The sequence below is a fragment of the Candidatus Reidiella endopervernicosa genome (assembly GCF_013343005.1).
Lineage (GTDB): Bacteria > Pseudomonadota > Gammaproteobacteria.
In genome coordinates, this window is sequence record NZ_CP054491.1 from 660,005 (window position 1) to 683,895 (window position 23,891).

Sequence of the window (23,891 nt, forward strand, 5' to 3'; positions counted from 1 at the left end):
ATCGACATTTACGCGCTTGGCTTTTCACTATGCTGATTTAGCGAGGGGTGTGGTCCACGTTTGATAACATCAGTGAATGCGTTGATGTAGGGTTGCAAGTCCTGATCTGAATTAATGGCAATGGAATCTTCCGTTTTCATCTCAATTTCAAATATATTGTTTGCCTTGTACTGCCTGTACTCAGATGCATTATTCCAGTGTTTGTTTTCAATAATGGCTTTATCGCATTTCTCTTCAAAGTCAGAAAGAAATTTAAAGTGTAATAGCGGTGCCACCAGTGGTGAGGGACGGGGGTCTGTCAAGGCGTGTGGATTGGCAAATTTGAGTGGGCCATCAGAGTAGAAAAATAGCGCCTGTTTTGTCATTAGTGGACCAAGCCCCTCATCAGGATTGTGGCGCATGCGTGGGCCGCCGAAAATACGTAGGTAACCATTCGTTTGCCACTTGGCGACATAGGTGTCGACCGGGTCGGCAAGGTGACAACTCTTCTGAAATGGTTGGCCCGACTGATATCGGGCGGAAGAGGATATCGACTGTTCTGCATAGAGATCGATCATCGGGGTGAAAAAGCTTGTGATTCCGCGCTGTTCAGCCTTTTTAGTCAGGCCGCTTAACCCTTCGTTTAACGAGTTTGGCCAGCAGAGTAGTTCGTCGGCATCGACTTTTATCACCCAGCGGTTTTTTGCGTGAATCGGCAATATGGCATTTATCCAATCGGTACCAAAGTGACTGCTCTGACGCTGACCGCCATGGATAGCGAAGCGAAGGCGGTTAGTCCCCGATAGTCGACGCCGTCTGCCTATTCGTAGTTGAGAGCGCGAGCGAACGACGAAGAAGATGCAGCAGCGGCTTTATGTCGGCGTAGAGTCAGTGAGGAGTTGTGTAGAGCCGCGAAGAGGTGATTACGCAACGAACGCAGGAGTCGGGGCGCCGTAGGCATAAACGGTCGCGTTAAGTATTTGCCGCTTGCTTGGGCTTGATGCCCAAAACAAGCTTCCGCAAAAATAGCGACTCCCCGATCATACTTAAGATTGTTGACATGATAGATGATGGTGTCGTTGCGTGGCCGTACTATTTCAAGAGAACCATCTGTTGATCCGTCATCAATAACAATAAAGCCGGCACAGTTGAGTTGGGTGTAGTACTCCAGAATCCATGGCAGACGTAGTGCTTCATCGCGAATAACCAGAATTATGATTACACCCTCTTTAAGTCTCTTATCAGCCATTTTTGTTTCGAGTACCAGTGATCCTTTTATTGTTGGGGTAGTTTGCGATTCCTGTTGTCGGGAGAGTGTCTCCTGACTGATATGTCTTGATTGAGCAAGAGTGCTCTGTTTGGCGCCATAGCTATGCACAGTGTTTAGAACTTTTAACGTCTCATGCTCAGAGAAGGGTGCGCCAAGAAAGGAGAAGAGCTGCTTGATGTGGTCAAGGTCGCTGATGATTTCCTCATACTTGACGAGAAAGGTGTTCGAATGATTTAGACAATAGTTTGCAAATAACTTTGTTGCCTGTTCGATAAGTGGTGTGCTGACATCCGCCTTTGATTGCCACCATTGGCTAGAGATTACATCTGAGATGTTGCGTGTATTAAAGATAATCGCAGGCTGTGGAAATATACGGTTAAGAAATTGAAGATAGTCCTCGAGATCATCGAGATGGTTCATGTAGCGAATCTCTTTGAATCCGTAGACGGTGTCCGTTGATGCATCGGCTGGCAGGAGCTGCGTACGAACGATCGATTTTGCCTGTGCAATGAATGCGTGCTGATCGAAATTTTCTGCGCCGTACCAGGGGTTATTCGGTGAACTGGCAGGTGTGTGATTGCCGTAGTGATCCACGGTGCTATTGATGGCCTGCCAGGATTTGTAGAGCCCATAACAGAAATCGTAGTTCTCACCGCGAATAATGGTGTCGTCGATTGAGTTCAGCAGCCCCTGCAGCAGGGTAGAGCCGCTACGTCCATAGGTGACGATGAGGATGCTCTTGTAGTTCATGATGAGTAATTATATTTCGAGGTGATGAGCGTTAGGGGGAGTGTATTTTGAATCAGCAATAGCAGTTACTGCTCTGCTGCAAGCAGGGTACTGATTTCCTCTCTACTAAACTGGTAGATCAGTGTGCGGTTTCGTTTAATGTCGCGATAGGTTTCGGCATCTAGTGCGATCTCGATTCTGGATGGTTTACCAAATTCTATGGTTTTACTGATGTTGTCGATGAGTGCCTTGTAAAGGTTCGATCGTTCCTGCTTTGGTAGGGCTTTGCGTAACAGGGTTTCGATATCCAGTTTGATCCTGGCGTAGTATCTATTGATGCCTCGACTGAGATTGACGTCCTTCCATTTGTAGTTGTCTGTGCGGATCTTGTCGCTGTGGGTGATGGTGTCGATCAACTCATCGGACATGATATAGAGAAGATGACCCGCTCTCTCCATTCTCAGGTAGAGGTCAATATCCTCATATCCCCAACCCTGCATAACATCATCATAGCCGCCGATTTTATCGAAGAGTTTTCGTTTGATGAGAAATGTGCCCATTTTCTCTTTGTCGGCGTTGACTGGGTCTGTTCGAAGAGCACTTTCGGTCGTGATGCGACTAAAAATCGTGCTGATGAACTTGGGTGCGAGTAGTGCATCTGCATCTATGAACAGCAGCCACTCCCCGGTGGCGTGGTCAATGGCGGCATTTCTAGCGGCTGAAAGATTAAATTGATTCTGTCCAGGAACTCTGACTACGGTAACGTCTGGGTGATTATTTTCTACCCAGTCGCCACTGTTTTCGGGGCATGAGTAGTCAACGACGATGCAGTGACTATTCTGCTGTGTGATGGCTAACGGTAGGGATTGCTGCAGGTGTTCCAGCCTACCCATGCAGGTAATGATGATGTCTGTGGTGTGCAATGGCTGGCCTTTGTGATCTCACTTTATGTGTGGGTATGGTATCAGAAGAGTCAGATAACAAAGAAGTGTCCCGTGGTGTTTGTCATCTGGTGATTGCATAAATAGATCACAAAAAGTTGAGTGCACCTCCATTGTCGATAGTCACAACAATCATTGTGGATAGCGAGTGTTATGATCCTGGTCTACTGATGGAATGCAGGTGTTCGAGATGAAAAAAAAGTTACTAATATCCGTGGCGGCCTTGCTACTGGTCGCGTGCAGCGAAGAGCAGCAGAACAAACTATCCCGTCTCGGTGTGACCTGGTTGGAGGGCAACTACCGAGTGACCTATGCCGACGGCTCGCATGTGAAGAGCTGGGAGGTGAGAGATGGCAAGGTAACGGCCGAACCTGATAAGGGTTACTACTACTTCTGGATCAAGGTCGATGGCAAGAAGCGTTATGTGCAGACACCTATCGGCCGGAGTTACATTGAAGAGATTCAGTAGCGATAGACAGACTATTTTGATGTCCGGTTTGAAAATGGTGTTACATCGCTCGGTGATGATATTTCCACGTGTTGATCAGGTGGGCATTCAGGAGCGAATGGATGGTATATGTAAATAAGGACTATGTTGATGCCAGGAATTGGGATTACAAAAGTAGACAGCATTAAGAAGGTCGAGAGTTAGGCTGGCAAGAAAAAGGGTAGTTGGTTTCAGTACGCCATCACCAATGAAATTACCGAGATCAACGGCACCCGACAGGGTGGTCGTGATGAGGTCGCCTCTTTTGTCAGCGCTCGTAGTGAGCGTATTAATAGACGTTATCATGTTTCACAACCGACCAAACAGCTATCGTTTGAGCATTAAAGTGCGTAACTAGTATTGCAGCTCAAAGTTAACCAGGTTGAAACGTTTGCCGTTGATCAATAGTTCTACGGCGTGCTGGCCGGGGTAGTAGCGGCGGGTGGTGATCGGTTTGATGGGGTGGCGCCGCTCTATAATCAACCGTTCGCCTGGCTGAAGCTTGACGGTTTTGAGTTTGAACACCTTGGGTTTCAGCTTGCCATTGGCCTTCATGAAATGAATGGCGTAGTCGATGACCAGACTCTGATCGTCATGGCTGGACGATTCGATCTCGACTCTGAATGACAGCGAATCTCCAAGGGCGATGTTGGTGTTTTCGACTAGCAGTGTTGCCGTTGAGAACGCTGGTTCCACGGTGTGACCGAGCAGTGCAAAGCTGCCGGGATGACCCGCCTTGACCAGACTGCGAGTGGCGTGGCGAATGATCCAGTTTCGTTCTGCGCTCGCATCTGTTTTCCAGTTTCGGCAGGTGTCGATAACCGTGTCGGGGTGGTCCTTGGAAATATCATTAAGAGTGTTAGCGACAGAGCGACGTACATACTCGCTATGATCATCTTTGAGTCTTTCCAGCAGTGCTATCACGGGGTTTGGGTCTGCGATAAAGCGGGGCAGCTGTGGTGCCCATGGGAGTCGTGGACGACTCCCTTCGGAGACGAGTCGGCGTACATGGTGGTTGTCGTCATCACACCAGTTCTGCAGGGTGCGATAGGTCAGTTTGTAGTGGTGTTCTATAAAGGGACGGATCGCCATCTCAGCAGAGAAGAGTGGGGTGAGCTGTCTTAACAGCGAGAGTGAGATTTCGGGATGGTTGAGGCCGTGCACCCCTACGTAATCAATCAACGGCCAGGCAGCGAAGCCACCGAGTGGATCACCCTCAGTGCCGTGGTCCCACACACTGGGAACCCGTTCAAGCAGTTTGGCCACGTCCTGGTAGTGATCAGGGAGATGGCGATGCAGCACCTCTATCAGATGGTGAACGCGCGCCTTTAGCTCCAGATCACTTAATCCAGTGAGTGCATCGTCGGTAAACGTATCAACAGGAAAATGGGGTTCAACCGTTGAGAGTGCTAGAGCAATTCGTTCGATGGCAGGACGCTCAAGCCCCGACTTCATCTCACGCTGTTTGCCCATTGCTGATTAGCTGGCGGTTGCGCCGAACCAGAAGTCCGAGCTCTTCTCCAGGAACTCATCGAAACGCATGTAGTGGGAGCCGTCGCAGGAGAAGTTGAGGCCGACCATGCCGTTGATGACGTTTAAGGAGCCGGCACGTAGATAGATGTTCTCGTCGGCAAAACGCAGGGTGCGGAACATCTCGAATACCGGGGCGATCTGATCGGTCGGCACGATAGCGCGCTCATGGTAGGGACGGCGCGGGTAGGCGAGCACGATGTTGGGATCGGTCAGTTCATCAATGCTGAGGATGCGGTAGCTGAAGGGATCGTCGACCATCCAGATAGTGGCGCGGCTGCTGGAGAAATGGAGCTTTCCGTGGAAGACGCCGTGCTCGCTCATCAGTTCAGTCATGATCGGTAGCACCTCATCGAGTTGCTGATCCATCACGCTATCGACACGGCACTGTTGGAACAGCCCACCGCGGATTGCAGGGTCACCCTTTACCTGACGCCAGTTGTCTGGCTCCTGGTAGATGCGTTCTGTGTGTGGCAGCTCGCGCAGGTCGTAGTCGGCACCGAGGAAGCCGATCAACTCGCCCGCATCGTTGCGGATGGCGTGGATGGCGGTGAGTGAGGGGCGTTTTTTGTTACGGCTGATGTAGGAGTTGGAGAGTTTGAAGTCGGTAATGCCGACGATCCCTTCCATATAGGGACGGCCCATACGGTTGCGGCCGAAGTGGTCGGGGTCGGGGCTGGTGCTACGAATATTATCGGTGAGCTGATTACCCGCGACATCCATCACATAGAGGTGTTTGCAGTAGGAGAGTTTGGGTAGCTCCTCGGTGAGCAGCGCCTCAAGTTTGTCGCGTTCACCGATGACTGCCGCGCACTGGTTGGCCAGTTCGAGCATCGATACCCCGAGTAGTCCCTTTAGCGCATCACGCTGTAGGCGAATGCTCTCTTTGAGTGTGGTGGCGGTCAACAATCGGCTCCTTCGGAATTGTGATTCTGTTGGAGCCATTATATGGAACTGTGTGCGGCAGGTGCAGCGCAATGTGGGTAGCGCGTGCCGATTCGGTGCAGAGCAGTGGGCACCGCCCCCTTCTGGGGGCGATGGCTAGCAGGGTTACTGTTGGGCGAGCTCTTTTAGCAGAGCCACATAGATGCCGTGACAGAACGACTCCGCTTCATCATTGGCTGACTCCCATGAGGAGGCCCATTCGACCAGGGTGGTGTTATTGATGGTATCGGCAACCAGGTGGATAGTGCCGATATAGTTACGCACATCGGCGGATGAAACGGGCGAGGGGCCGTCGTCGATAGAGTAGCGGAGCTGATGACCGACCGGATCGACCTCGAGCAGCGTTTCGTGGAACGCCTCATTAAGCACCCGTTGGGCGCCGGGTTCGGTCCCCGTCTTATCGCCGACCGCATCGCAGCGCTCGACGACGTGGGGTGCCCAGGACATATCGTGGAAGTTACTGAGCTGCCCCCATACACGCTCAATGGGTGCGTTGACGGTAATCGACTGGTAGGTTTGAGGCATCTTCACTCTCCTCTGAGGTGTTGTTGAAGCTATGAGTACAGATGGTGCTCTATACCCAACAAGCGTAGTCGACTACTGTCGCTTTGCCAGAGACTGGTTGTGGTGCAGCGGCGGGCATAGAATAGCGGCCCGAACCCAATTGATGGACTGAATCGTTGTCGATTCAAATAGATGTGAAGCGATGAAACTGCTGCTCGCCCCGATGGAGGGGCTAATCGACCCCTACCTGCGCAAGATCCTGACCCGTATCGGTCACTACGATTGGTGTGTGAGTGAGTTTATTCGGGTTACCGATCGGGTGTTTCCGCGGCGCGTCTTCCATCGTTCTGTACCTGAGTTGAAGCAGGGTGGCCGTACCGATTCAGGTACACCGGTGGTGGTGCAGCTGATGGGTAACGATCCGTCAGTGCTGGCCGGTAACGCAGTGCGTGTGGTTGAACATGGCGCACTGGGTATCGATCTCAACTTTGGTTGCCCTTCGAAGACGGTTAACAAAAAGCGTGTTGGTGCATCACTGCTGGAGGAGCCGGAGCGTATCAATGAGATCACGGCTGAGGTCCGCCGTGCGGTGGCCGCCGAGATACCGGTGACGGCCAAGATTCGCCTCGGTTATGACCATCCCGACCATGCAGTGGAGATCGCGCAGGGAATCGAGGCGGCAGGTGCCGATCTGATCACCGTACATGCACGCACCCGTGCCGACGGCTACCGTGCTCCGGCGCGCTGGGAGTGGCTGGCAAAGATCAGAGAGGCGGTCAGCTTCCCGGTGGTGGCCAACGGTGATATCAACGATGTTGAGAGCTTCCGCCAGTGTCGTGAGATCAGTGGTTGCGATCACTTCATGGTCGGACGTGGTGCGGTGCACAACCCCTATCTGGCGCAGCATCTGCACCAGAGTGAGGCGGGTGAAGAGGTCTCTGAAGTCGCGTGGTCTGAGCAGCGTGCACTGGTGATTGAGCTGGCCGAAATGATGGCCGATGCCGAGAATCAACGTGGTGCGGCAACTCGCATCAAGCAGTGGCTCGGTATGTGGAGTGAGCAGCAGGGTGGCGAGGCGAGCCTGTTGTTTGAGCAGGTTCGTAAAGAACGTGAGCTGTCGACCATTACCGCGCTTCTACAGGCGGCCTAGTCTTACCAGTCGTACCGCTCACCGAGCAGCTCAAATAGTGCCTCGTTGTGGGGCGCAAAATAGCGGTTAAGGTAATCGTAGACCTCCGCATTCACTACAGTACGTCGGGTTCCGACATTGCGCGGTTTCAGGTCAGGAATCTTGTAGCCATCATCGACGTCCAGGAATTGGTAGACCTCTCGAAGAGTCTCTTCCGGTTGAGTAAAGAGGCGCTCACTGTTGAGAATCAGTAGCTGCTCGCGGTCAAAGAACTGGAGATATCGCTCAATCTGTTTACGGTAGTGGCCGCGTAGTTTATAGGCGTGACATCGATATTCGTTTGACTGAAAGTTGTTCGTATTTAGGCTTTTCTCAAGTCGACTATCTTCAGCTTCAAGTGCCTCCATGATAGGGAGTACCTCGCAATCCCGATTTATCTCATGGAAGTAGTGTGAGATTGCACGTTCGGTGGAGTTTCTCAGTAGCAGGATCAGCTTGGTGTCGGGTTTCGTCTGATGGATACGTGCTGGGACGTGGGGATAGAGCAGGTACATCGGTGTCGCCTCCCCACAAATTTTTCCCCTCATCTCCATGCGTAGCGGAAAGTGGCTGCGGTACCATTTCTCGCCCAGTTTGTAGGTATCCCCAGCGTTGATACGACCACTATTGAAATAGTGAACCTCCTTACGCTGAGCCCGCTTTATCTGGGGGTGTTGAATCAGATATTGATAGAGGCTGGTGGTGCCCGACTTCATCGCGCCGATAATGAGGAAATCGGGGAGCACGCAGATACTCTGCCGTCCAGTGGCGAAAGGGATGACGGATCGGATTGATAAAAAACTTGGCGATCTTTTTAAGGCTCAATGGCATTGATGATCGTTTCGCTAATAGTCGTTGCACAGTGGAGCTTACCGGTCTCGATGACGATGGTTGCATCGAGTTCATCGTCTTCTAGCGGTTGGTAGCTGTGCAGTTGGGCGTCAAGCACCTCGACACCGGCCTCCGAGGGGTCGTTACCTAGTGCAGAACGTTCTGTGACCCACTTTCTCAATAACTCGGGTGGAGCCTGGAAGCTGATGATATGGAAGGGCAGTTTGAGTTGTGTAGCGAGTGAGCGGAAGCGCTCACGCTGCTCGCGTTTGAGGAAGGTCGCATCGACAACAACCGTGTAACCACCGGCAAGAATAGCCGTTGTGAGGCTGGCAAGCTGAGTGTAGGTCTGCCCGGTTGCGTCACGACTGTAGATCGCTGTACCGATATTGCTACCGCTGTGCGCCAGTGCGTCGAGTCCAAAGAGCCGTTTACGCTCAACATCGGAGCGAATGCGAATCGCATTGAGCTTCGCCAGTAGCGGTTTGGTCAGGGTGCTTTTTCCTGAACCCGAGAGGCCGTGGGTAATGATTAAATGCGGTCTGGTGCCCTGACTGTAGCGCTCGGCGAGGCTGAGATAGGCGGAGAAATCATTAAGGACTTTTGTCGTTGTGCGTGTTTGAGATTCGTCTGGTCCAGACGTAGCGTGGCGACCTTGGCACGCACCATGGCGCGGTAGCTGAGGTAGAAGGGGAGCAGGCGCACGCCCTCATAGTCACCACTGAGTTCGAGGTAGCGGTTGAGGAATTGGTTGGCCAGATGGTCAGCACCGTGCTCCTGAAGATCCATTACCAGAAAGGCGATCTCGCTTATGACATCGATAATGCGCAGCCGCGCGTTGAACTCAATGCAGTCGAACAGCTGCGGTTTTTCATCCAGCAGGATGATGTTGTTGAGATGCAGGTCGCCGTGGCAGTCGCGGATAAAGCTATCGGCCTTACGTTGAGTAAAGAGTGGCTGGTGGGTTTCGAAGAACTCGCGGCTTTGTTGTTCAACGCTTTGCAGTCGTTGTAACAACTCGAGGTCATCAATACGTTCACGAATCTGTTCGAAATTCTCACTAATGGGGTGGAAGAGCGTCTTGGGGGTGCCGAACTCAGAGTCTTCGGCTGCACGCTCAGTGGTGCGATGGAATTCGGCGACCTGCTCGGCGAGTAAATCGATGTGGTTTGGTTTGAGCCGCTTCTGCTTAAGCTGTTGGCTGAAGAGCGCATGTTGTGGGAAGCGGTGCATCTTTACCATGTATTCAATGGCGGGTTGTTGATCAATCAACGGTGCATCGGTTTGGCCACCGATTGCGACCACATCGAGATAGATATTGGCGGCAGTACGGTTGTTTAGGCGCAGCTCGGCCTCGCACTGGCGACGACGCTTTTCGAGTGTGGAGTAGTCTAGAAATCCGAAGTCGATCGATTTTTTCAGTTTATAGGCGTAGTCACCTGCCAGGATCACCCAGGAGATGTGGGTCTCGATTAGCTCGGCCTCTTCACCACTCGCCAGCTGACTATGCAGATGGTTGATCAGGGTACGTTGTTGGCTGAGATCGAGTTCGGACATGTGGCGAGTATAAACCTATCATCAGGTAGGAATGTGGGCTTCAGGAGACCTTAATGCGCACTACATTCATCACTTCGAATTCGATGCCTGAAACAGTCACGGTGGCTGGGTAGTAAGTCATATTGACGCGCTGGCCCTTGAGATCCTTGTAGCGCTGTTTGCGTTTGTACTTGAAGGGGACGTCATATCCCTCAATCATCACGGTGTTGATGATCCACTCTCCCGATTCACGCTGCACATGTGAGGTGACCTTAAGCATCTCAGAGTGTGTCAGCTCTTGATGACGTTTGGTGAGTTGTTCAGCTTCTCGGTTCATGGGGTCATCCGTTGCAGGGTTTGAATGGGGTGGGCAGTATAGCGGAATAGAGTGATTTGGCTGATGGAGCGGGTTGCTCGGGTTTTCCCCAGCTACCAAAATAGTGCAGATCACACCATAATAACCGCCTGATTTGGTCGGAATAGTGACCGCTGGCAGTCGTGAGCGTCAGTTATTGTCACTGGTCTGACCCGGAAAATAGGTCAACAATAAGAAGATTGTGCCCTTGAATGGTGCGCTGCATCGGACGGCGTGTCACCACCTAACTGAGGAGTAGTCATGAGATTAATCATCAACCTGTTTGCACTGGTCGGACTGGCCGCTGTCATCGTTGCTGTTGTTGGAACGAATCGCGTCAATCAGGAGCTGGAGCAGTTCGACCCGAAGGCGCTTGATACCTACATGGCGATGGGTGAGAAGATCATCGAGACGCGCAATGCTGCTGAGGCGACGATCTGGAAGGTGCCGGTGGCGGAAGGCATGAGCGCCGATGAGGTTGAGGAGACGATGAAATTTGTCGCTAATGAGCACAACATCTCAAATGTCGGTGAGTTGCCACTCTATAAAGATGTTGAGGCGAAGAGCGGAAAGCCCTACCGATACGCCAAGATTTTCATGTTCTGTAACTCACTGACGGCGGCAATGATGCTCGACTACAGTGATGCCTTCTCCGCTTATCTACCCTGTCGCATCACCATGATTGAGGACAAGCAGGGCAAGCTGTGGCTCTACGCGCTCGATATGGATCTGATGATTCACGGTGGCGAGCCACTGCCGGCAGAGCTGAAGGCAGAGGCGATTAAGGTTAAGGAGATCATCCTCGATATCATGAAGCGAGGCGCTGAAGGCGATTTCTAATTAAATCGGAACAATAAAAAAGCCCGGCATTGCCGGGCTTTTTTATTGTTTAAGAGAAAGATTAGTTGGCGCAGCCACCTGTCCGCTCTCCGGAGATGGTTGAATTCATGGTCATCCCCTGCGCGATGACATTCATAGTTCCCTGTGCCGTATCGCCGCTGTAGTTCATTACACCGTTCATCGTTGAGCTGCCCTGTGGTGATGAACAGTTCACGGTCCAGGTCACCTGACTATTGCTGATGGTCTGGTCGGTAATGGTGCAATCGCCGTGCTGATTTTGATTGGTGGGGACAAGGTCTTCACGGTTGATGCAGCCACTGTGCACAACCGGAGGAACCTGCATCGTCATACCGGGTATCTCCATCTTGGTTGTCCACTGCCACATGCCAGGTTGTAAATTAATCTCATCGGCCTGTAACGGTGTAATTATGCAGGCAGTAAGAAAGAGTGTGGGAACCACCGTTTTCAATAAATAGCTGACCATTATTCAACCTTATGTATTTGTTGCCGCAATCTTCTCAAGTAGAGAGTCGAGTGTGAGGTGATTATATATTTATGAAGTTGTAACGAGATTGGTTATAGACCGGATCGGTGATTGGGACAAGTTACCGGAGTTGGTTTGGTTCAGTTAAATAGATGCGATAATAATTTCGCCTTGATGGTGGTGAAGAGGTCCATCTGATGTGAATCCAATCAGATGGACCTGCATATTAACTACATACGATTGGTAATACCGTAATCCTTGCCGTAGTTCTCAACAACAAAGTCGATATCCTTGTCACCGCGACCCGAGAGGTTGATCAGGATCGAACCCTTCTCGCCACGCTGTGCCAGCTTGATGGCAAAGGCGATAGCGTGTGCTGACTCGATTGCCGGGATAATGCCCTCTTCACGGGCCAGTTCGAAAAAGGCATCGATCGCCTCCTTGTCGTCGATGTGCTCATAGTTGCAGCGATCGATATCCTTCAGGTAGCTATGCTGCGGACCGACCGAGGGGTAGTCGAGTCCGCTGGCGACCGAGTAGACCTCCTGCGGTTCACCTGCCTCATCCTGCAGCATGTACGATTTAAAACCGTGCATGACACCGGGCTTTCCCTTGGTGATGGTGGCGGCGTGGTCACCATCCTTCTCCACACCGTGGCCGGCAGGTTCAACGCCGTGTAGTTTGACCGAATCATCATCGAGGAAGGCGGTGAAGATACCCATCGCGTTACTGCCACCACCGACACAGGCGACGATGTTGTCGGGTAGGCCGCCGGTCAGCTCCTGCATCTGCTCCTTCGCCTCGTTACCGACGATCGACTGGAAGTCGCGTACCATCATCGGGAAGGGGTGGGGACCAACGACTGAGCCGATCGCATAGAACTGATTGACGGGATCCTGCATGTAGCCTTCGAATGCAGCGTCGACCGCCTCCTTGAGCGTCTTGCGGCCGTGGGTAGCGGGAATCACCTTGGCGCCGAGTATCTGCATGCGCACCACGTTGGGGTGCTCCTTGGCGATGTCGACCTCACCCATGTAGATGTCGCACTCCAGTCCGACCAATGCAGCAGCGGTGGCCAGAGCCACGCCGTGCTGTCCGGCACCGGTCTCTGCAATCAGCTTCTTCTTGCCCATCTTCTTACAGAGCAGTGCCTCGCCGAGGCAGTGGTTAATCTTGTGCGCGCCGGTGTGGTTGAGATCTTCACGCTTGAGGTAGATATCAGCGCCGTACTTCTCTGAGAGGCTGGCGGCATGGAAGATCGGGCTGGGGCGGCCGACATAGTGGCGATAGAGACGCGCCAGCTCCTTCTGAAACCCGGGGTCCTTGCGAATCTCAAGATAGGCCTCGGTGATCTCATCCATGATGGTCTGTAGCTGCGGTGGAATGAAGCTACCACCATACTCGCCAAAAAAACCGTTGCTATCGGGAAGGGGAGAATCGAAGGTGTTTTTCATGTCGGCTCCAGCATCTGTTGGTCTAGTTGTGAACACCAGACGATAACACAATGTCAGCCGACGAATAGTGCGAATAACCCCTGAATTTTGTGGACGATACGGGGTCTGAGATTGGACTCATTCCGGCATGTTGGGGCCGCCTCCGCCCTTGCCTGATAGCAGGTAGACCCCGGCGATCACCAGTGCGATCCAGAGTCCCATCGCGGCACCCCCCATTGCCTCCCAGATAGCACCCATGAAGAGCAGCATGATCAGTGCGACGGCGAGTACGGCGTTGCCGAGCCAGAACTTGGTGGAGTTTGAATTGTTCATCTCTGGTGTTCCATCTATCGACTTGGGTTGGGTGCTTTATATGGGCATGATAACTCAATACTATGCAGCAGAATTTGTTAATAGAGAGCACTCAATCATGACACTACCCACTCACTACCTGATCACACCGAGCCCGGAGGATGAAGCGGCATTTATCGAGGGCGTCGAGAAGAGCCTTCAGGCGGGAACGCGACTGATGCAGCTTAAGGCGAAGGGTTACAGTGAAGAGGCCTACGCATCATGGCCAAGCGGGTCGTTGCGCTGGCCACAGTTACACTGCAAGGTGCTATTGACCGGCGAGGCATCGCTGGTTGAGCAGTGGGTGCCGATGGCCTGCATCTCGATAGCAAGGCGCTTAAGCAGTGCAAACAAAGACCACTGAGTAAACGATACCTGATCGCAGTATCGGCACATACGTTAGAAGGTCTGCAGCAGGGTGAGGCGATTGGGGCCAGCTTTGGCGTGCTCTCACCGGTCCGATACACCAAGGCGCACCCCGATATAGAACCGATCGGTTGGCAGGGTCTTAAACAGATTGCGACGACAACACATACCGTTATACGCACTAGGTGGTGTGAGCAGTGACGATGAAGATGAGGCGAATGCAGCCAATGCGCAAGGTATAGCGGGCAACAGGGCTACTGGAAAGACAGCTAAATTAGTGGTTGCTGGTGTCGCGGTTGAGCATGACGCTGAGGTGCTCAGGAATGATTTTGCGCCACTGAAATCGGTGTTTAGCAAGACCGAATCAGAATGCGCAGTGAGAGTCGGCGTCAACAAGGGCTGATCAAGGCGTACGCCATTGAAGTCAGTGCGCTGATAGATCGGTGTAAAGTCTCCCATACAGGCGCAGCGGTCGACTGCGGGGAAAGTCGGTAGGTAGCGGTCGCTATCTAATCAGTGCGCGTGATAGCATCCTTTGAAAGTTACTCCCTACCAGGCTCCCCAGCAAGACTGCGTGTAGACAGTTGTGAAAAGGCTACGTGCGTGACTCAATCTGGCTGGCAAAAACATGGCTGAATTTTCTGCCACAGAGTATCGCCCTCATCGCTGAATGATGGCCTTCAGTAGTGGACCGATGATGCAACATCGCATACGCTGCCGTGAGATTGCATGGGCTTGGGAGCAAAGATTGCAGTTGAAGAGGCGAATTTTGCGAAATCAGTACGCCATCAAGCCGTAGCCGTGCGGAATACGTCGGTCCGTCCATTGAAGTCGGCAGATCGGTGCGGTGGTTAGCCACAAGCCCCCGCCTGCAGACTTCAGCAGAGGAATTTCCACAACAGCGAAGAGAGCAGCGTGGTAGAATGAGCCATTCAGCATGTGATCCGTGCAGTCAATAGTGTAGACGACAGTTAATCGTTAGCAGGTGACGTGGCATCCGGTATGACGACGTGTGGAATTTCATACCGTCCGCGCTCATTAGTTAGCCAGGCATGAATGTTGCACCAACGGCGAATGCCGAGTACAGACGGTGTTTACGTAATCTCGCGTCTCTCATCCTGAGCGGTACGGCAAACTGAACGAGCTTAATCGTGGAGCGTGACGCTCGCTTCACGCTAATGACGATCGATGATGAATTGAATTTCACAATACTCGTTCTGCTTGTCATTGGGTGTAGGGTCATCGGAGCAGCTGCAGCCGGCAATGATGCCCGAGTAGAAGATCCCGGATTTTACCGTAATAACATCGGTTCTTCAATAAGTAAGGAGTTACGGAACTTTGAGCTTTGACTCACTGTAGCTATTGACAACCTGCCTGCCGGCAGAGTACTTTCAGTCGAGCTGCTGTACCTGTTTGAAGTCTGTTAAAGCGGATTTGCCAATGGAGAAAGGGATAAATCTAATCATATCTCGATGTTTTAAATTTCAAGTTTGTTGGTGAGTAAATAAGTACAGGAATTACAGGGGTATTTTGAAGTTTGAACCAAGTCATTCAGCTATATTCACGTTACATGGTACCCGCACGAGGAGGTGGTTGTCATGAAGATGAATGTAGGCTCACTCGACAAGGTGGCCAGACTGGCTATTGGTATCATCCTGATCGCACTGGCGATGAGCGGAACAATCGGCATCTGGGGTTGGATTGGTGTTGTACCGATCATCACAGCGCTGGTGGGTTGGTGCCCGTTCTACCATATTGTCGGTATAAACAGCTGCCCACATGGAGGTCACTGCACATAGCTCGTTATCTCGAGTTGATGGGCTGCTAGCTATTGATCTCAGACCAGACGGCAAACTCATTGCCGTTGGGGTCGGCGAAATGAAATCTCCGCCCGCCGGGGAAGAGGAAGATTGGTTTAATCGTTGAGCCCCCAGCCTTTTCAATCTTTGCCTGGGTCTGCTCCAGGTCGTCGCTATAGAAGACAATCAGTGAGCTGCCGTTCTCAGTAGACGATGAAAGATCAGCACGATAGAAACCACCCGCTATACCCGCATTTGAGAAGGCGACGTAATCTGGACCGTAATCGACAAATGACCAGTCGAAGACATTTGTGAAAAAGTGCTTGGTAGACTCGATGTCTCTAGCGGGTAGTTCCACGTAATTGATCTTCTCATGTTCATTCATATTTCAATCTCGAAACAGGTTGATTGGCAGGGAAGTGTTGATGAATATAGTCCAATCGAGATGGGTCGACTAGAAATATACGACTAATTTCTTGGTGTTATTAAATGGTGACGTGTAGAGACGGCTTGACGAAGAGAGTGTTGGTGCTACGTTTATATCTTCTACTCACTCGTGTGCATGATTGTTTTTGATTGTTAGTCACTATCGAGTGGAGGTGTTGGCAATATAAAGGTTTTGTTAGTGCACTACTGGTTATGCTTATAGCTGATGAGTGTTTGATTGTGGTGAGTTGTAGTTTTATTGGGGCTGGTGGTGCTGAGCTGTCAGTCCCTTTTTTTAACTGAAAGTAGTCACGTTAAAGAGATGTCTGTTTTTTTGGGCTGGTTTCATTGTGTGATTGCAGCGAATGAGGCACTTGCGAGTCTGCAGAGATCATTTGGTGCAAGCTCAATCTCAAGACCCCTGCGACCCGCGCTTACGTAGATGGTCTGATATTGCTGTGCACTCTGATCGATAACGCTCTTCAAACGACGCTTTTGTCCCAATGGACTGATGCCACCGAGTAGATAGCCCGTTGCGCGCTCAGCATCGGACTGACTGGCCATCTCGGCACGTTTAGCACCCAGGGATTTAGCCACGGTCTTCATGCGCTGACCGCCATGGATAGCGAAGCGAAGGCGGTTAGCCCCGATAGTCGACGCCGTCTGCCTATTCGTAGTTGAGGCGCGAGCGAACGACGAAGAAGATGCAGCAGCGGCTTTATGTCGGCGTAGAGTCAGTGAGGAAGTTGTGTAGAGCCGCGAAGAGGTGATTACGCAACGTACGCAGGACGGTCGGGGCGCCGCAGGCATAAACGGTCGCGTTAAGTTTTTGCTGTTTGCTTGGGCTTGGATGCCCAAAACAAACTCTCGCAAAAATAGCGACTCCCCAGCTCAATAGGGTGGAGACGGGTAAAACACCAATGGCCAGATCACAGTTGTCGAGTTTGACTACCAGTGTTTTAAAAACACGCTGCTGATCGACGCCTAGCTTCTCCGCGGCCTCCAGACCAAAGGATTCATGCTTTGGGTCGTGTTGATACTCATGAATCGTAAACGCGTTCTTGGCGTCTTTGGCGATATTGATAGCGGGTGTCATATCAAGAAGTTAATTTATCGATCTGGTTGACCAGGTGTGGGATTTGAGAGAGCGCAGGCGCGCCGTCCATCAGGAGCGCGATCGGCATCACCTCAAAGATCGCCTCGGGAGTTACACCAATCTTGTAGGCGGCCTTGGTATGCAGTTCAATGTGTCGCTTCTGCTGACGTACGATACCGATGCCAAGTCCAATCAGTTCACGATGTTTGCGGTTAATCGCACCCTTGGAGGCGGAAAAGACCGCCCACGAATCCTTCCACTCTCGCCAAAGGTCTTCATTTTTGTCGGCAGGACTGGCGTTAAGAAACAGCAGTACCTTGTTGACCTCACGCAGCTCCTTGTTTTTTGCACCGAGCTGCTTCGCTGCCTGGGTATGAATCGTGATGCAGCGGTTACACCCCTTGGCCAGTGCAATACCCAGTGTAATCAGTTCTTTGGTTTTTCGTTCAAGCTTTCCTTTGCGTTGTGACTCTTGAGAGAGTTCTCCAAGAAGTTCCAGATATTCGCCAATACCGTACTGGCGTGCCTTGGTCATAGCTGCTGCGAGATCACTCATTGCTTATTAACTCTTGTTGGAGAACATTGAATATATCGCCTCGTACGTTACGAGCCGATGTCATGGTGGAAGTTTGAAATACTGTTAGGAGGTAGAGCGTAACGGCTTGGCGATTAAACACAATAGTGTTTGGCGACGAAGCTATTGAAGAGCACTAAATAGAGGCAAGAGCGATGCAGTGTCGACCAGTCTCCTTGGCGCTATACATGGCTGAGTCGGCAGCGGTTATGAGTTCAATATCGCTGGTGCCGTGCTCGGGGTAGATTGCGATACCTATGCTGGCGCTGGTGATAATCTCCTGATCACCGAGTTGATAGGGAGCGGAAATTGCCTCGGAGAGTTTTTTACCAACCTTAAACGCCTCATGTTCATCATTGATAGTGGGCAGTATTACAGTGAACTCATCGCCGCCGAGTCGTGCCACAGTATCGCTCTCACGTAAAACCGAACCGATGCGCTGTGCGACCTCCTGTAGCAGCTGATCACCTATCGTATGTCCGTAGGTATCGTTGATCGGTTTGAAACGATCCAGATCGAGGAACATCAGTGCAAAGGTGCCTTTTTCACGTTTTGTCAGTGAGATGGTGTGTTCGAGTCGGTCGTAGAAGAGTGCACGGTTAGGAATACCGGTGAGCCCATCGTGGTGAGCGAGATACTCGATCCGCTCCTGTGCCTCTTTCTGTGCAGTAATGTCTTCGTGGATGGCGATGAAGTGGCTGATTTCACCTGCATTATCGAAGATGGGAGTGATTGTCTGGCTGACGATGTAGTGGGAGCCGTCAATATGACGCTCCACTGTTTCAGAGGCCCAGCGTTTACCATTCAATATCGTATTCCACAGCTCTGCGTAGTAGTCGTTGTCATGTTGATGTGATTTTAGAATGCGTGGTGTCTGGCCGATTGCCTGACTCTCACTGTAGCCACTCTGTTTACAGAACGACTCATTTACCCAGACGATTTTGCCGTCACGCTCAGTGATGATGACACCGCTACCCGCCGCCGAGAGTGCAGCACCTAACAGACGCTGATGCTGCTGATTAATCGAGGTGTCGGAGGCGATGCGGAGGCGGTTGGCAATACTGGTGATACGTGTGATTTCAGCCTCATTGTCGAAAACCTGTTCCAGATTGGAGTAGAGCGTGAGTGCACCATATACCTCACCCTTGATGGTGAGTGGCAACGAATAGACCGACGCTAGACCATACTTTTGTGCAGCGCACTGCCACGGCTTAAAGCGCAGATCACTGATCTTGTAGAGCTGCGCCTCACCGGTACGAATGGCCGTGCCGACCGGACCACGTCCTTGTGGAGACTCATCCCAACGCACACCAATCTTTTTGAGTTCGTCACCATACCCACTGGCATGTCCGAAGAGGCTGACGATATCGATGTTGCCGCCAATCTCTTTACGTCCAATCCACGCCAGTTCGAAATCGAGCTTCTCGACCAGCTCCTTGCAGATCATATTCATCAGATCTTCGATGCAATCGGTCTGTAGAACGTGACTATCGATCGCTGACCGCCATGGAGGCGAAGCGAAGGCGGTTAGCCCCGATAGTCGACGCCGTCTGCCTATTCGTAGTTGAGAGCGCGAGCGAACGACGAAGAAGATGCAGCAGCGGCTTTATGTCGGCGTAGAGTCAGTGAGGAAGTTGTGTAGAGCCGCGAAGAGGTGATTACGCAACGTACTCAGGACGGTCGGGGCGCCGCAGGCATAAACGGTCGCGTGAAGTTTTTGCTGTTTGCTTGGGCTTGGATGCCCAAAACAAACTTTCGCAAAATAGCGACTCCCCAGATCACGGAGCAGAATCTCGGTGGCCTGTAGCCGATGCTCTTCGGTGACGTCCTTGGCGAAAACTGCGACGCGTTCAACCGCGCCCTCATCGTTTAGCACTGGATAGATAGACGACGAGAAATAGAAGCCTCCACGTGAATCATCAAGGGTAACGGGTTGACCACTATAGATGACGCGTTGGAAGTGCTTCTTTCTTGGTTCTCTCAGTTGTTCGGGAATAAATGAGAAGATATCTTTGCCTAGCATATCCGCAGGCGTAGTGCGCAGACGTTTGGCGCCAGTCTCATTAATGAAGGTAACGGTGTGATCACGTTCGGTGAGAGAGACAGATTCGGTAGTGGCATCAAGCAGTGCACGAATATTGGCTTCGCTATCACGTAGAGCATGCTCGTTATCAACCCGTTTGCTGATGTCGCGGACGGTACTGAGTATGGCCGGTGTACCCTGGAATTCGATCAGTCGCGAATTGATTTCAACCGGAATATGTCGGCCATCTCGCGCTACATGGCATGAGTCGGTGAGCAGGTGGCCCTCCTTCAGAAGCACACCTATCTTTGCGGCGAACTGCTCTCTCTCTAACGGTGTTTTCAGATCCTTGGCATCCATCCTCAGTAGCTCAGCACGCGAGTAGCCCAGATCACGGTAGGCCGCCTCGTTACACTCGACGATGTGACCGTTCATATCGAGAATATAGATTGCATCGGCGGTGTTATTAAACAGGGTATGGAAGCTCTGCTCGATCTGATGGCGGGCATTATCGGCTTTGACATGGCTGGTGACATCGATGAGCGTCAGTAACAGGCCATCAATCTCATTGTCTGCGTTGTGAACCGGGGTAAGCTTCCAGTCCCAGTAGGTTACGCCTCGATCAGGTTCGTCAGGGTACTCAAACGGTTTGGCGTGGGCGATATAGGGTTCTCCGCTCTTGATAACGCGGCGGAATATTGCCTCATTCTCTGCATGAGGATAGAGCTCGAAATGATTCTTGCCGATGAAAAAGGAGGGTTCGTGTCCATCGGCTTCAGCGTAGGCCTTATTAACTTTGATGAAATTACAGTCACAGTCGAGATAGGCGACCAGTCCGTAGATACTGGAGAGCAGCTTCTCCAATGACTGGTCTGTCTCTGCGGATTGAGTCTCACTGCTCATAATTGGCTACGCCAGATGGTGTTATTAAAGTGTAACCTGAATGGTTCTTTAAATAGTCATGCCTCATTCGCTGACCGCCATGGATAGCGAAGCGAAGGCGGTTAGTCCGCGATAGTCGACGCCGTCTGCATATTCGTAGTTGAGAGCGCGAGCGAACGACGAAGAAGATGCAGCAGCGGCTTTATGTCGGCGTAGAGTCACTGAGGGAGTTGTGTAGAGCCGCGAAGAGGTGATTACGCAACGTACGCAGGACGGTCGGGGCGCCGCAGGCATAAACGGTCGCGTTAAGTTTTTGCTGTTTGCTTGGGCTTGGATGCCCAAAACAAACTTTCGCAAAAATAGCGACTCCCCGAATGTCGCAATCTGGGAGAGCGTCCAATATCGAAAAAGTGGTATAGGTTGTTGAAAATTCTGCGATATACCTTATAAAAAACAAGCTATATGGTCGATTGAGGTGGCTTGAGAGAAGTTCCGCGCCAGCTGTGGGTCCGAGAGTTCGGGCAAGAGAAGTGTTGAGCAGGTGTGGCCGATAACCCATCTGTTATCGGCCACACAGAATTACTGAATAGCTCTACGTCGGTTTACTCAAAGAGATCAAGGAACGACTGCCAGAGACTCTTGGACTCCTTCTCGGTGCTCTTAGCGACGTCTTTAGAGGCTTCAGTGGTTGCTTTCCAACCCTCCTTCGAGCCCTCCTTTACATCCTCCCATACCTTGCCAGATCCCTCTTTAGTCGCCTCCCAGCCCTCTTTAGACTCCTCTTTAACCTCTTCCCATACTTCGCCAGAGCCCTGCTTCACCCCTTCCCACGCCTGCTTGCTGCCATCTTTGGTCTTCTCCCAGGCACTCTCCTCTGCGTGAGAGAGGGCGGGGATGGATGAGAGTGAAAGTGAGAGAAGGGTGATTGTGATTAGTTTGCGCATCTGTTTGGTCCACATGTATTTATAAAGTCGTGAATGTAGATGCCATGTTAGCAAATAAGTTTCATTGAGCTATCGATGTGATTTGCGTCCCCTTCCACGCAGTGGTGGAAGGGAGGCGAATCGGTTGCCGTGGGAGAGTTTGGTGCCCTCTTACCCTTTCACTACATAGAGGTGTTTGAACATAAACATAAAGCCGAGCATCAGGGTGAAGAGACCGTGCTCTTCATCACTCCACTCATGTTTAGGTAGCTGCTCAAGCGTGCGTCGCATGGTGCAGCAGCTTTCGGCTGCAGCGTAGGCAAACGAAGAGGGCGTAGTGGTACGTGCCTCTGTGCCCATGAACTGATCGTAGAGTTCCAGGTAGGCGCTCATTAGCAGGGCGGAACCCTCATCATCAAGTGAGCGTTCGGAGTGCTCCTTGTTGTGCAGGTAGTTGACGTTGGCCTGAGCGATGCAGGCAACCCGGTCGAGAAATTCTCGAGTATCTGGACTCATCTCTGCCTCCTGTGCCGACGTCAAAAAATGGTCGGCTCTGTCTGCTTATATTGATCACAGCAAATAGTGTTCCAATTTGCTCGGTTATATAAACAGATAGCTCATGATGAGAGAGAGTGGTGTGATTGGTTGCACAAATTTGTAAATCGAAAAATAGAGCCACCCTATTTAGGAAGTGTATGACGAAGTACAAAGTAACCGCATACCGCAGAGAGCAGTGAGCCGATGATGATACCGAGGCGCTCATCGAAGAGCATATTTATGCCGGTCTCCTCAAAAGCGAGTGAGCCGACGAAGAGGCTCATGGTGAAACCGATACCGGTGATCAGCGAGACACCATAGAGCATGCCCCAGCTGATGTCGCTGGGCAGGCGTGCCAGCCCCAGCTTGATCCCCAGCCAGCAGAAGAGAAACACACCAATCTGTTTGCCAAAGAAGAGTCCGGTGGCAATACCTAGCGGCACGGGATGGAGTAGCTGGGAGAGGCCGATACCCTCGAGTGATATACCCGCGTTGGCAAAGGCAAACAGCGGCAGGATAAAGAATGCGACGGCCCCGTGTAGATCGTGTTCCATCTGTTTGAGTAGTGATTGGCCGGGATTGTGACGGCTCTTCATCGGGATGAAGAGTGCCAATGCGACACCGGCCAGAGTGGCATGAACCCCAGATTTAAGTACAGCAACCCACATAATGGTGCCGAGCAGAATATAGGGTGTCATCTCGCTGGTGCCACGGCGGTTGAGAATAAAGAGGCCAACCAGGCAGGAAGCAGCAATCATCATCGAGAGCAGAGAGATATCGGCGGTATAGAAGATAGCGATAATAATGATCGCACCCATATCATCAAAGATCGCCAGGCTAACGAGAAAGATCTTCAGGGAGATCGGTACACGTTTTCCCAGCAGCGAGAGCACGCCGAGTGCGAAGGCGATATCGGTCGCGGTGGGAATGGCCCAGCCCTGCATGGCGGTGGTGTTGTCCTGATTAAAGAGTAGATAGAAGAGAGCGGGCACTACCATTCCGCCAACGGCGGCAAGGCCGGGTAGCACGACGTTACCAATCTGTTTGAGCTCACCTTCGAGCAGTTCGCGTTTTAGCTCCAGGCCGACAAGGAAAAAGAAGACCGCCATCAGGCCATCGTTAATCCACAGCAGCAGTGGCTTGGCGAGTTCGAGTGGTCCAACACGAACCTCAACCGGCATCTCGATCAACATGTTGTAGTAGATTGCCAACGGTGAGTTGGCCATGATCATCGCTAAGATGGCAGCGACGACAAGGATGATGCCGCTGGAAGATTCGAGCTTAAAAAATTCACGCATTGACGACATCATTTCTGTATCAAGTCCCTGTTCGTATTGATGGATTCACTATGTCTGTTCAGTGCTTGATAAGCGCAAGCCTGGATAGGCTTGGAGGCGGAAAAGAGTCAAAAAGTTCCGCACAAATATGCGGTTCAATCTGATGGTTCGTAACGGATTTTAGTGTGTCGTATGAATGCTATAGCAGGGAGAAGGAGGCATCACGTTCGTTGATGCACTCGACGCTGCCCATCTCGAAGTCACGACAGATCTGTGGGCGATCATCATAGATTGTGCAGAGCATGGTGGTACGATCGAGCGCAGTACACCAGCCGTCGTCTCTTCGTAGCATTACCTCACCACCCCAGCTGCTCTGCTCGGTCATCGTCTCAGGCACCCGGTTGTCATCAACCAGAATGACCTGAAGGCGACAGCAGGCAGCATCACAGCTGTCGCAGGTTATCTCGGTAGTAGTGATAGCCGTGACCCTATAAACAGGCGAACGATCGGAGTGAGATCCAGATCGTCGTAGCAAGCTGAGGGAGAAGAAGAGCGGTAGTGAGCTGTCTCATTATCAAACCCTGGGTGGCGATGATACGAACGAA

General features: G+C 51.7%; 30 protein-coding genes and 1 pseudogene. 7 read left to right on the forward strand and 24 right to left on the reverse strand.

Annotation, left to right across the window (positions count from 1 at the left end):
* Positions 1-8: 8 nt before the first annotated feature.
* The 3 genes from HUE57_RS03690 to HUE57_RS03700 form a co-directional block, all read right to left on the reverse strand.
* Positions 9-839 carry a glycosyltransferase family 2 protein gene (locus HUE57_RS03690; protein WP_338140942.1) on the reverse strand — a complete coding sequence of 277 codons (831 nt, stop codon included), beginning with the start codon at positions 837-839 and terminating at the stop codon, positions 9-11.
* Positions 800-1,999: a sulfotransferase gene (locus HUE57_RS03695; RefSeq protein ID WP_174672737.1), complete on the reverse strand. Its 1,200-nt coding sequence runs from the start codon at positions 1,997-1,999 to the stop codon at positions 800-802. The genes HUE57_RS03690 and HUE57_RS03695 overlap by 40 nt, the downstream gene beginning before the upstream one ends.
* A 65-nt stretch (positions 2,000-2,064) precedes the next feature.
* Entirely contained in the window at positions 2,065-2,901 is an 837-nt protein-coding gene (locus HUE57_RS03700; protein ID WP_078484362.1) for a glycosyltransferase family 2 protein, read from the reverse strand.
* Positions 2,902-3,109: 208 nt separating this feature from the next.
* Here HUE57_RS03700 and HUE57_RS03705 point away from each other — a divergent pair, with 208 nt between their 5' ends.
* Positions 3,110-3,388: a hypothetical protein gene (locus HUE57_RS03705; protein ID WP_135622343.1), complete on the forward strand. Its 279-nt coding sequence runs from the start codon at positions 3,110-3,112 to the stop codon at positions 3,386-3,388.
* Between the two features lie 372 nt (positions 3,389-3,760).
* Here the strand turns inward: HUE57_RS03705 and HUE57_RS03710 are convergent, their stop codons facing one another.
* The 3 genes from HUE57_RS03710 to HUE57_RS03720 all read right to left on the reverse strand — a co-directional run bounded on the left by HUE57_RS03710 (position 3,761) and on the right by HUE57_RS03720 (position 6,406).
* A complete protein-coding gene (locus tag HUE57_RS03710; RefSeq protein WP_078484360.1) occupies positions 3,761-4,879 on the reverse strand; it encodes a DNA alkylation repair protein in 1,119 nt (372 codons plus the stop codon).
* A 6-nt stretch (positions 4,880-4,885) separates the two neighbouring features.
* Complete coding sequence (locus HUE57_RS03715; RefSeq protein ID WP_078484377.1) at positions 4,886-5,770, reverse strand: PDC sensor domain-containing protein; 885 nt, start codon at positions 5,768-5,770, stop codon at positions 4,886-4,888.
* 216 nt (positions 5,771-5,986) lie between these two features.
* Positions 5,987-6,406, reverse strand: a complete 420-nt coding sequence (locus tag HUE57_RS03720) for an SRPBCC family protein (protein WP_078484359.1) — start codon at positions 6,404-6,406, stop codon at positions 5,987-5,989.
* 181 nt (positions 6,407-6,587) lie between these two features.
* Between HUE57_RS03720 and HUE57_RS03725 the strand changes: the two genes are divergently transcribed.
* Complete coding sequence (locus tag HUE57_RS03725) at positions 6,588-7,535, forward strand: tRNA dihydrouridine synthase (RefSeq protein ID WP_078484358.1); 948 nt, start codon at positions 6,588-6,590, stop codon at positions 7,533-7,535.
* Positions 7,536-7,537: 2 nt separating this feature from the next.
* On the opposite strand, the gene HUE57_RS03730 is transcribed toward HUE57_RS03725, so the two are convergent.
* The 4 genes from HUE57_RS03730 to HUE57_RS03745 all read right to left on the reverse strand — a co-directional run bounded on the left by HUE57_RS03730 (position 7,538) and on the right by HUE57_RS03745 (position 10,257).
* Positions 7,538-8,299 carry a sulfotransferase domain-containing protein gene (locus tag HUE57_RS03730; protein ID WP_078484357.1) on the reverse strand — a complete coding sequence of 254 codons (762 nt, stop codon included), beginning with the start codon at positions 8,297-8,299 and terminating at the stop codon, positions 7,538-7,540.
* A gap of 68 nt (positions 8,300-8,367) precedes the next feature.
* A complete protein-coding gene (locus HUE57_RS03735; RefSeq protein ID WP_174673713.1) occupies positions 8,368-8,916 on the reverse strand; it encodes a P-loop nucleotide/nucleoside kinase family protein in 549 nt (182 codons plus the stop codon).
* Complete coding sequence (locus tag HUE57_RS03740; RefSeq protein ID WP_174672738.1) at positions 8,916-9,941, reverse strand: phosphotransferase; 1,026 nt, start codon at positions 9,939-9,941, stop codon at positions 8,916-8,918. The genes HUE57_RS03735 and HUE57_RS03740 overlap by 1 nt, the downstream gene beginning before the upstream one ends.
* A 40-nt stretch (positions 9,942-9,981) precedes the next feature.
* Positions 9,982-10,257 (reverse strand): hypothetical protein, encoded by a 276-nt coding sequence (locus tag HUE57_RS03745; RefSeq protein ID WP_078484355.1) that lies wholly within the window; start codon positions 10,255-10,257, stop codon positions 9,982-9,984.
* Positions 10,258-10,536: 279 nt separating this feature from the next.
* On the opposite strand from HUE57_RS03745, the gene HUE57_RS03750 reads away from it, so the two are divergent.
* Positions 10,537-11,115: a DUF302 domain-containing protein gene (locus tag HUE57_RS03750; protein ID WP_078484354.1), complete on the forward strand. Its 579-nt coding sequence runs from the start codon at positions 10,537-10,539 to the stop codon at positions 11,113-11,115.
* Positions 11,116-11,176: 61 nt separating this feature from the next.
* Here the strand turns inward: HUE57_RS03750 and HUE57_RS03755 are convergent, their stop codons facing one another.
* The 3 genes from HUE57_RS03755 to HUE57_RS03765 form a co-directional block, all read right to left on the reverse strand.
* The gene (locus HUE57_RS03755; protein ID WP_174672739.1) at positions 11,177-11,599 is read right to left on the reverse strand and encodes a DUF3617 domain-containing protein; all 423 of its coding nucleotides are present in this window, start codon (positions 11,597-11,599) and stop codon (positions 11,177-11,179) included.
* 230 nt (positions 11,600-11,829) lie between these two features.
* Entirely contained in the window at positions 11,830-13,053 is a 1,224-nt protein-coding gene (gene trpB, locus HUE57_RS03760) for a tryptophan synthase subunit beta (RefSeq protein ID WP_078484352.1), read from the reverse strand.
* Between the two features lie 117 nt (positions 13,054-13,170).
* Entirely contained in the window at positions 13,171-13,365 is a 195-nt protein-coding gene (locus tag HUE57_RS03765) for a hypothetical protein (RefSeq protein WP_078484376.1), read from the reverse strand.
* Positions 13,366-13,462: 97 nt separating this feature from the next.
* Here HUE57_RS03765 and HUE57_RS03770 point away from each other — a divergent pair, with 97 nt between their 5' ends.
* The 4 genes from HUE57_RS03770 to HUE57_RS03785 all read left to right on the forward strand — a co-directional run bounded on the left by HUE57_RS03770 (position 13,463) and on the right by HUE57_RS03785 (position 15,548).
* Complete coding sequence (locus HUE57_RS03770; protein WP_174672740.1) at positions 13,463-13,747, forward strand: hypothetical protein; 285 nt, start codon at positions 13,463-13,465, stop codon at positions 13,745-13,747.
* Positions 13,684-13,950: a thiamine phosphate synthase gene (locus HUE57_RS20135; RefSeq protein ID WP_174672741.1), complete on the forward strand. Its 267-nt coding sequence runs from the start codon at positions 13,684-13,686 to the stop codon at positions 13,948-13,950. Before HUE57_RS03770 ends, HUE57_RS20135 begins: the two co-directional genes overlap by 64 nt.
* Positions 13,940-14,152 (forward strand): hypothetical protein, encoded by a 213-nt coding sequence (locus tag HUE57_RS03780; protein WP_174672742.1) that lies wholly within the window; start codon positions 13,940-13,942, stop codon positions 14,150-14,152. The genes HUE57_RS20135 and HUE57_RS03780 overlap by 11 nt, the downstream gene beginning before the upstream one ends.
* Positions 14,153-15,347: 1,195 nt before the next feature.
* Positions 15,348-15,548, forward strand: a complete 201-nt coding sequence (locus HUE57_RS03785; RefSeq protein ID WP_078484347.1) for a YgaP family membrane protein — start codon at positions 15,348-15,350, stop codon at positions 15,546-15,548.
* Positions 15,549-15,573: 25 nt separating this feature from the next.
* Here the strand turns inward: HUE57_RS03785 and HUE57_RS03790 are convergent, their stop codons facing one another.
* From HUE57_RS03790 to HUE57_RS03840, 11 genes and pseudogenes are all read right to left on the reverse strand, one after another.
* On the reverse strand, positions 15,574-15,933 hold the full coding sequence (locus HUE57_RS03790) for a VOC family protein (protein ID WP_078484346.1): 360 nt from the start codon (positions 15,931-15,933) through the stop codon (positions 15,574-15,576).
* Between the two features lie 386 nt (positions 15,934-16,319).
* Positions 16,320-16,580, reverse strand: a pseudogene (locus HUE57_RS18910) (YbaK/EbsC family protein); the annotation flags it as partial.
* A 112-nt stretch (positions 16,581-16,692) separates the two neighbouring features.
* On the reverse strand, positions 16,693-17,070 hold the full coding sequence (locus HUE57_RS03800; RefSeq protein WP_174672743.1) for a YbaK/EbsC family protein: 378 nt from the start codon (positions 17,068-17,070) through the stop codon (positions 16,693-16,695).
* A 1-nt stretch (position 17,071) separates the two neighbouring features.
* Entirely contained in the window at positions 17,072-17,626 is a 555-nt protein-coding gene (locus HUE57_RS03805) for a carboxymuconolactone decarboxylase family protein (protein ID WP_078484344.1), read from the reverse strand.
* A 154-nt stretch (positions 17,627-17,780) separates the two neighbouring features.
* Positions 17,781-19,097, reverse strand: coding sequence for a sensor domain-containing diguanylate cyclase (locus tag HUE57_RS03810; RefSeq protein ID WP_174672744.1), 1,317 nt, complete (start codon positions 19,095-19,097; stop codon positions 17,781-17,783).
* 153 nt (positions 19,098-19,250) lie between these two features.
* A complete protein-coding gene (locus HUE57_RS03815) occupies positions 19,251-20,570 on the reverse strand; it encodes a PAS domain S-box protein (protein ID WP_174672745.1) in 1,320 nt (439 codons plus the stop codon).
* Between the two features lie 63 nt (positions 20,571-20,633).
* Complete coding sequence (locus tag HUE57_RS03820; protein WP_174672746.1) at positions 20,634-20,906, reverse strand: hypothetical protein; 273 nt, start codon at positions 20,904-20,906, stop codon at positions 20,634-20,636.
* 245 nt (positions 20,907-21,151) lie between these two features.
* Positions 21,152-21,493 carry a hypothetical protein gene (locus HUE57_RS03825; protein ID WP_135622339.1) on the reverse strand — a complete coding sequence of 114 codons (342 nt, stop codon included), beginning with the start codon at positions 21,491-21,493 and terminating at the stop codon, positions 21,152-21,154.
* A 150-nt stretch (positions 21,494-21,643) separates the two neighbouring features.
* Positions 21,644-21,988 (reverse strand): hypothetical protein, encoded by a 345-nt coding sequence (locus HUE57_RS03830; protein WP_174672747.1) that lies wholly within the window; start codon positions 21,986-21,988, stop codon positions 21,644-21,646.
* A 164-nt stretch (positions 21,989-22,152) separates the two neighbouring features.
* Complete coding sequence (gene nhaA, locus HUE57_RS03835) at positions 22,153-23,319, reverse strand: Na+/H+ antiporter NhaA (protein ID WP_078484339.1); 1,167 nt, start codon at positions 23,317-23,319, stop codon at positions 22,153-22,155.
* Between the two features lie 166 nt (positions 23,320-23,485).
* The gene (locus HUE57_RS03840; protein WP_078484338.1) at positions 23,486-23,821 is read right to left on the reverse strand and encodes a YkgJ family cysteine cluster protein; all 336 of its coding nucleotides are present in this window, start codon (positions 23,819-23,821) and stop codon (positions 23,486-23,488) included.
* Positions 23,822-23,891: the final 70 nt, after the last annotated feature.

Excerpts from the sequence above, each read along its gene's own strand:
- HUE57_RS03740 (WP_174672738.1), bottom strand. The coding sequence starts at position 9,941 with ATGTCCGAACTCGATCTCAGCCAACAACGTACCCTGATCAACCATCTG.
- trpB (WP_078484352.1), bottom strand. The coding sequence starts at position 13,053 with ATGAAAAACACCTTCGATTCTCCCCTTCCCGATAGCAACGGTTTTTTT.
- HUE57_RS03720 (WP_078484359.1), bottom strand. The coding sequence starts at position 6,406 with ATGCCTCAAACCTACCAGTCGATTACCGTCAACGCACCCATTGAGCGT.
- nhaA (WP_078484339.1), bottom strand. The coding sequence starts at position 23,319 with ATGATGTCGTCAATGCGTGAATTTTTTAAGCTCGAATCTTCCAGCGGC.
- HUE57_RS03705 (WP_135622343.1), top strand. The coding sequence starts at position 3,110 with ATGAAAAAAAAGTTACTAATATCCGTGGCGGCCTTGCTACTGGTCGCG.
- HUE57_RS03745 (WP_078484355.1), bottom strand. The coding sequence starts at position 10,257 with ATGAACCGAGAAGCTGAACAACTCACCAAACGTCATCAAGAGCTGACA.
- HUE57_RS03830 (WP_174672747.1), bottom strand. The coding sequence starts at position 21,988 with ATGAGTCCAGATACTCGAGAATTTCTCGACCGGGTTGCCTGCATCGCT.
- HUE57_RS03710 (WP_078484360.1), bottom strand. The coding sequence starts at position 4,879 with ATGGGCAAACAGCGTGAGATGAAGTCGGGGCTTGAGCGTCCTGCCATC.
- HUE57_RS03800 (WP_174672743.1), bottom strand. The coding sequence starts at position 17,070 with ATGACACCCGCTATCAATATCGCCAAAGACGCCAAGAACGCGTTTACG.
- HUE57_RS03790 (WP_078484346.1), bottom strand. The coding sequence starts at position 15,933 with ATGAATGAACATGAGAAGATCAATTACGTGGAACTACCCGCTAGAGAC.
- HUE57_RS03770 (WP_174672740.1), top strand. The coding sequence starts at position 13,463 with ATGACACTACCCACTCACTACCTGATCACACCGAGCCCGGAGGATGAA.
- HUE57_RS03810 (WP_174672744.1), bottom strand. The coding sequence starts at position 19,097 with ATGAATATGATCTGCAAGGAGCTGGTCGAGAAGCTCGATTTCGAACTG.
- HUE57_RS03805 (WP_078484344.1), bottom strand. The coding sequence starts at position 17,626 with ATGAGTGATCTCGCAGCAGCTATGACCAAGGCACGCCAGTACGGTATT.
- HUE57_RS03755 (WP_174672739.1), bottom strand. The coding sequence starts at position 11,599 with ATGGTCAGCTATTTATTGAAAACGGTGGTTCCCACACTCTTTCTTACT.
- HUE57_RS03750 (WP_078484354.1), top strand. The coding sequence starts at position 10,537 with ATGAGATTAATCATCAACCTGTTTGCACTGGTCGGACTGGCCGCTGTC.
- HUE57_RS03715 (WP_078484377.1), bottom strand. The coding sequence starts at position 5,770 with ATGCTCGAACTGGCCAACCAGTGCGCGGCAGTCATCGGTGAACGCGAC.
- HUE57_RS03765 (WP_078484376.1), bottom strand. The coding sequence starts at position 13,365 with ATGAACAATTCAAACTCCACCAAGTTCTGGCTCGGCAACGCCGTACTC.
- HUE57_RS03815 (WP_174672745.1), bottom strand. The coding sequence starts at position 20,570 with ATGAGCAGTGAGACTCAATCCGCAGAGACAGACCAGTCATTGGAGAAG.
- HUE57_RS03825 (WP_135622339.1), bottom strand. The coding sequence starts at position 21,493 with ATGCGCAAACTAATCACAATCACCCTTCTCTCACTTTCACTCTCATCC.
- HUE57_RS03785 (WP_078484347.1), top strand. The coding sequence starts at position 15,348 with ATGAAGATGAATGTAGGCTCACTCGACAAGGTGGCCAGACTGGCTATT.
- HUE57_RS03725 (WP_078484358.1), top strand. The coding sequence starts at position 6,588 with ATGAAACTGCTGCTCGCCCCGATGGAGGGGCTAATCGACCCCTACCTG.
- HUE57_RS03695 (WP_174672737.1), bottom strand. The coding sequence starts at position 1,999 with ATGAACTACAAGAGCATCCTCATCGTCACCTATGGACGTAGCGGCTCT.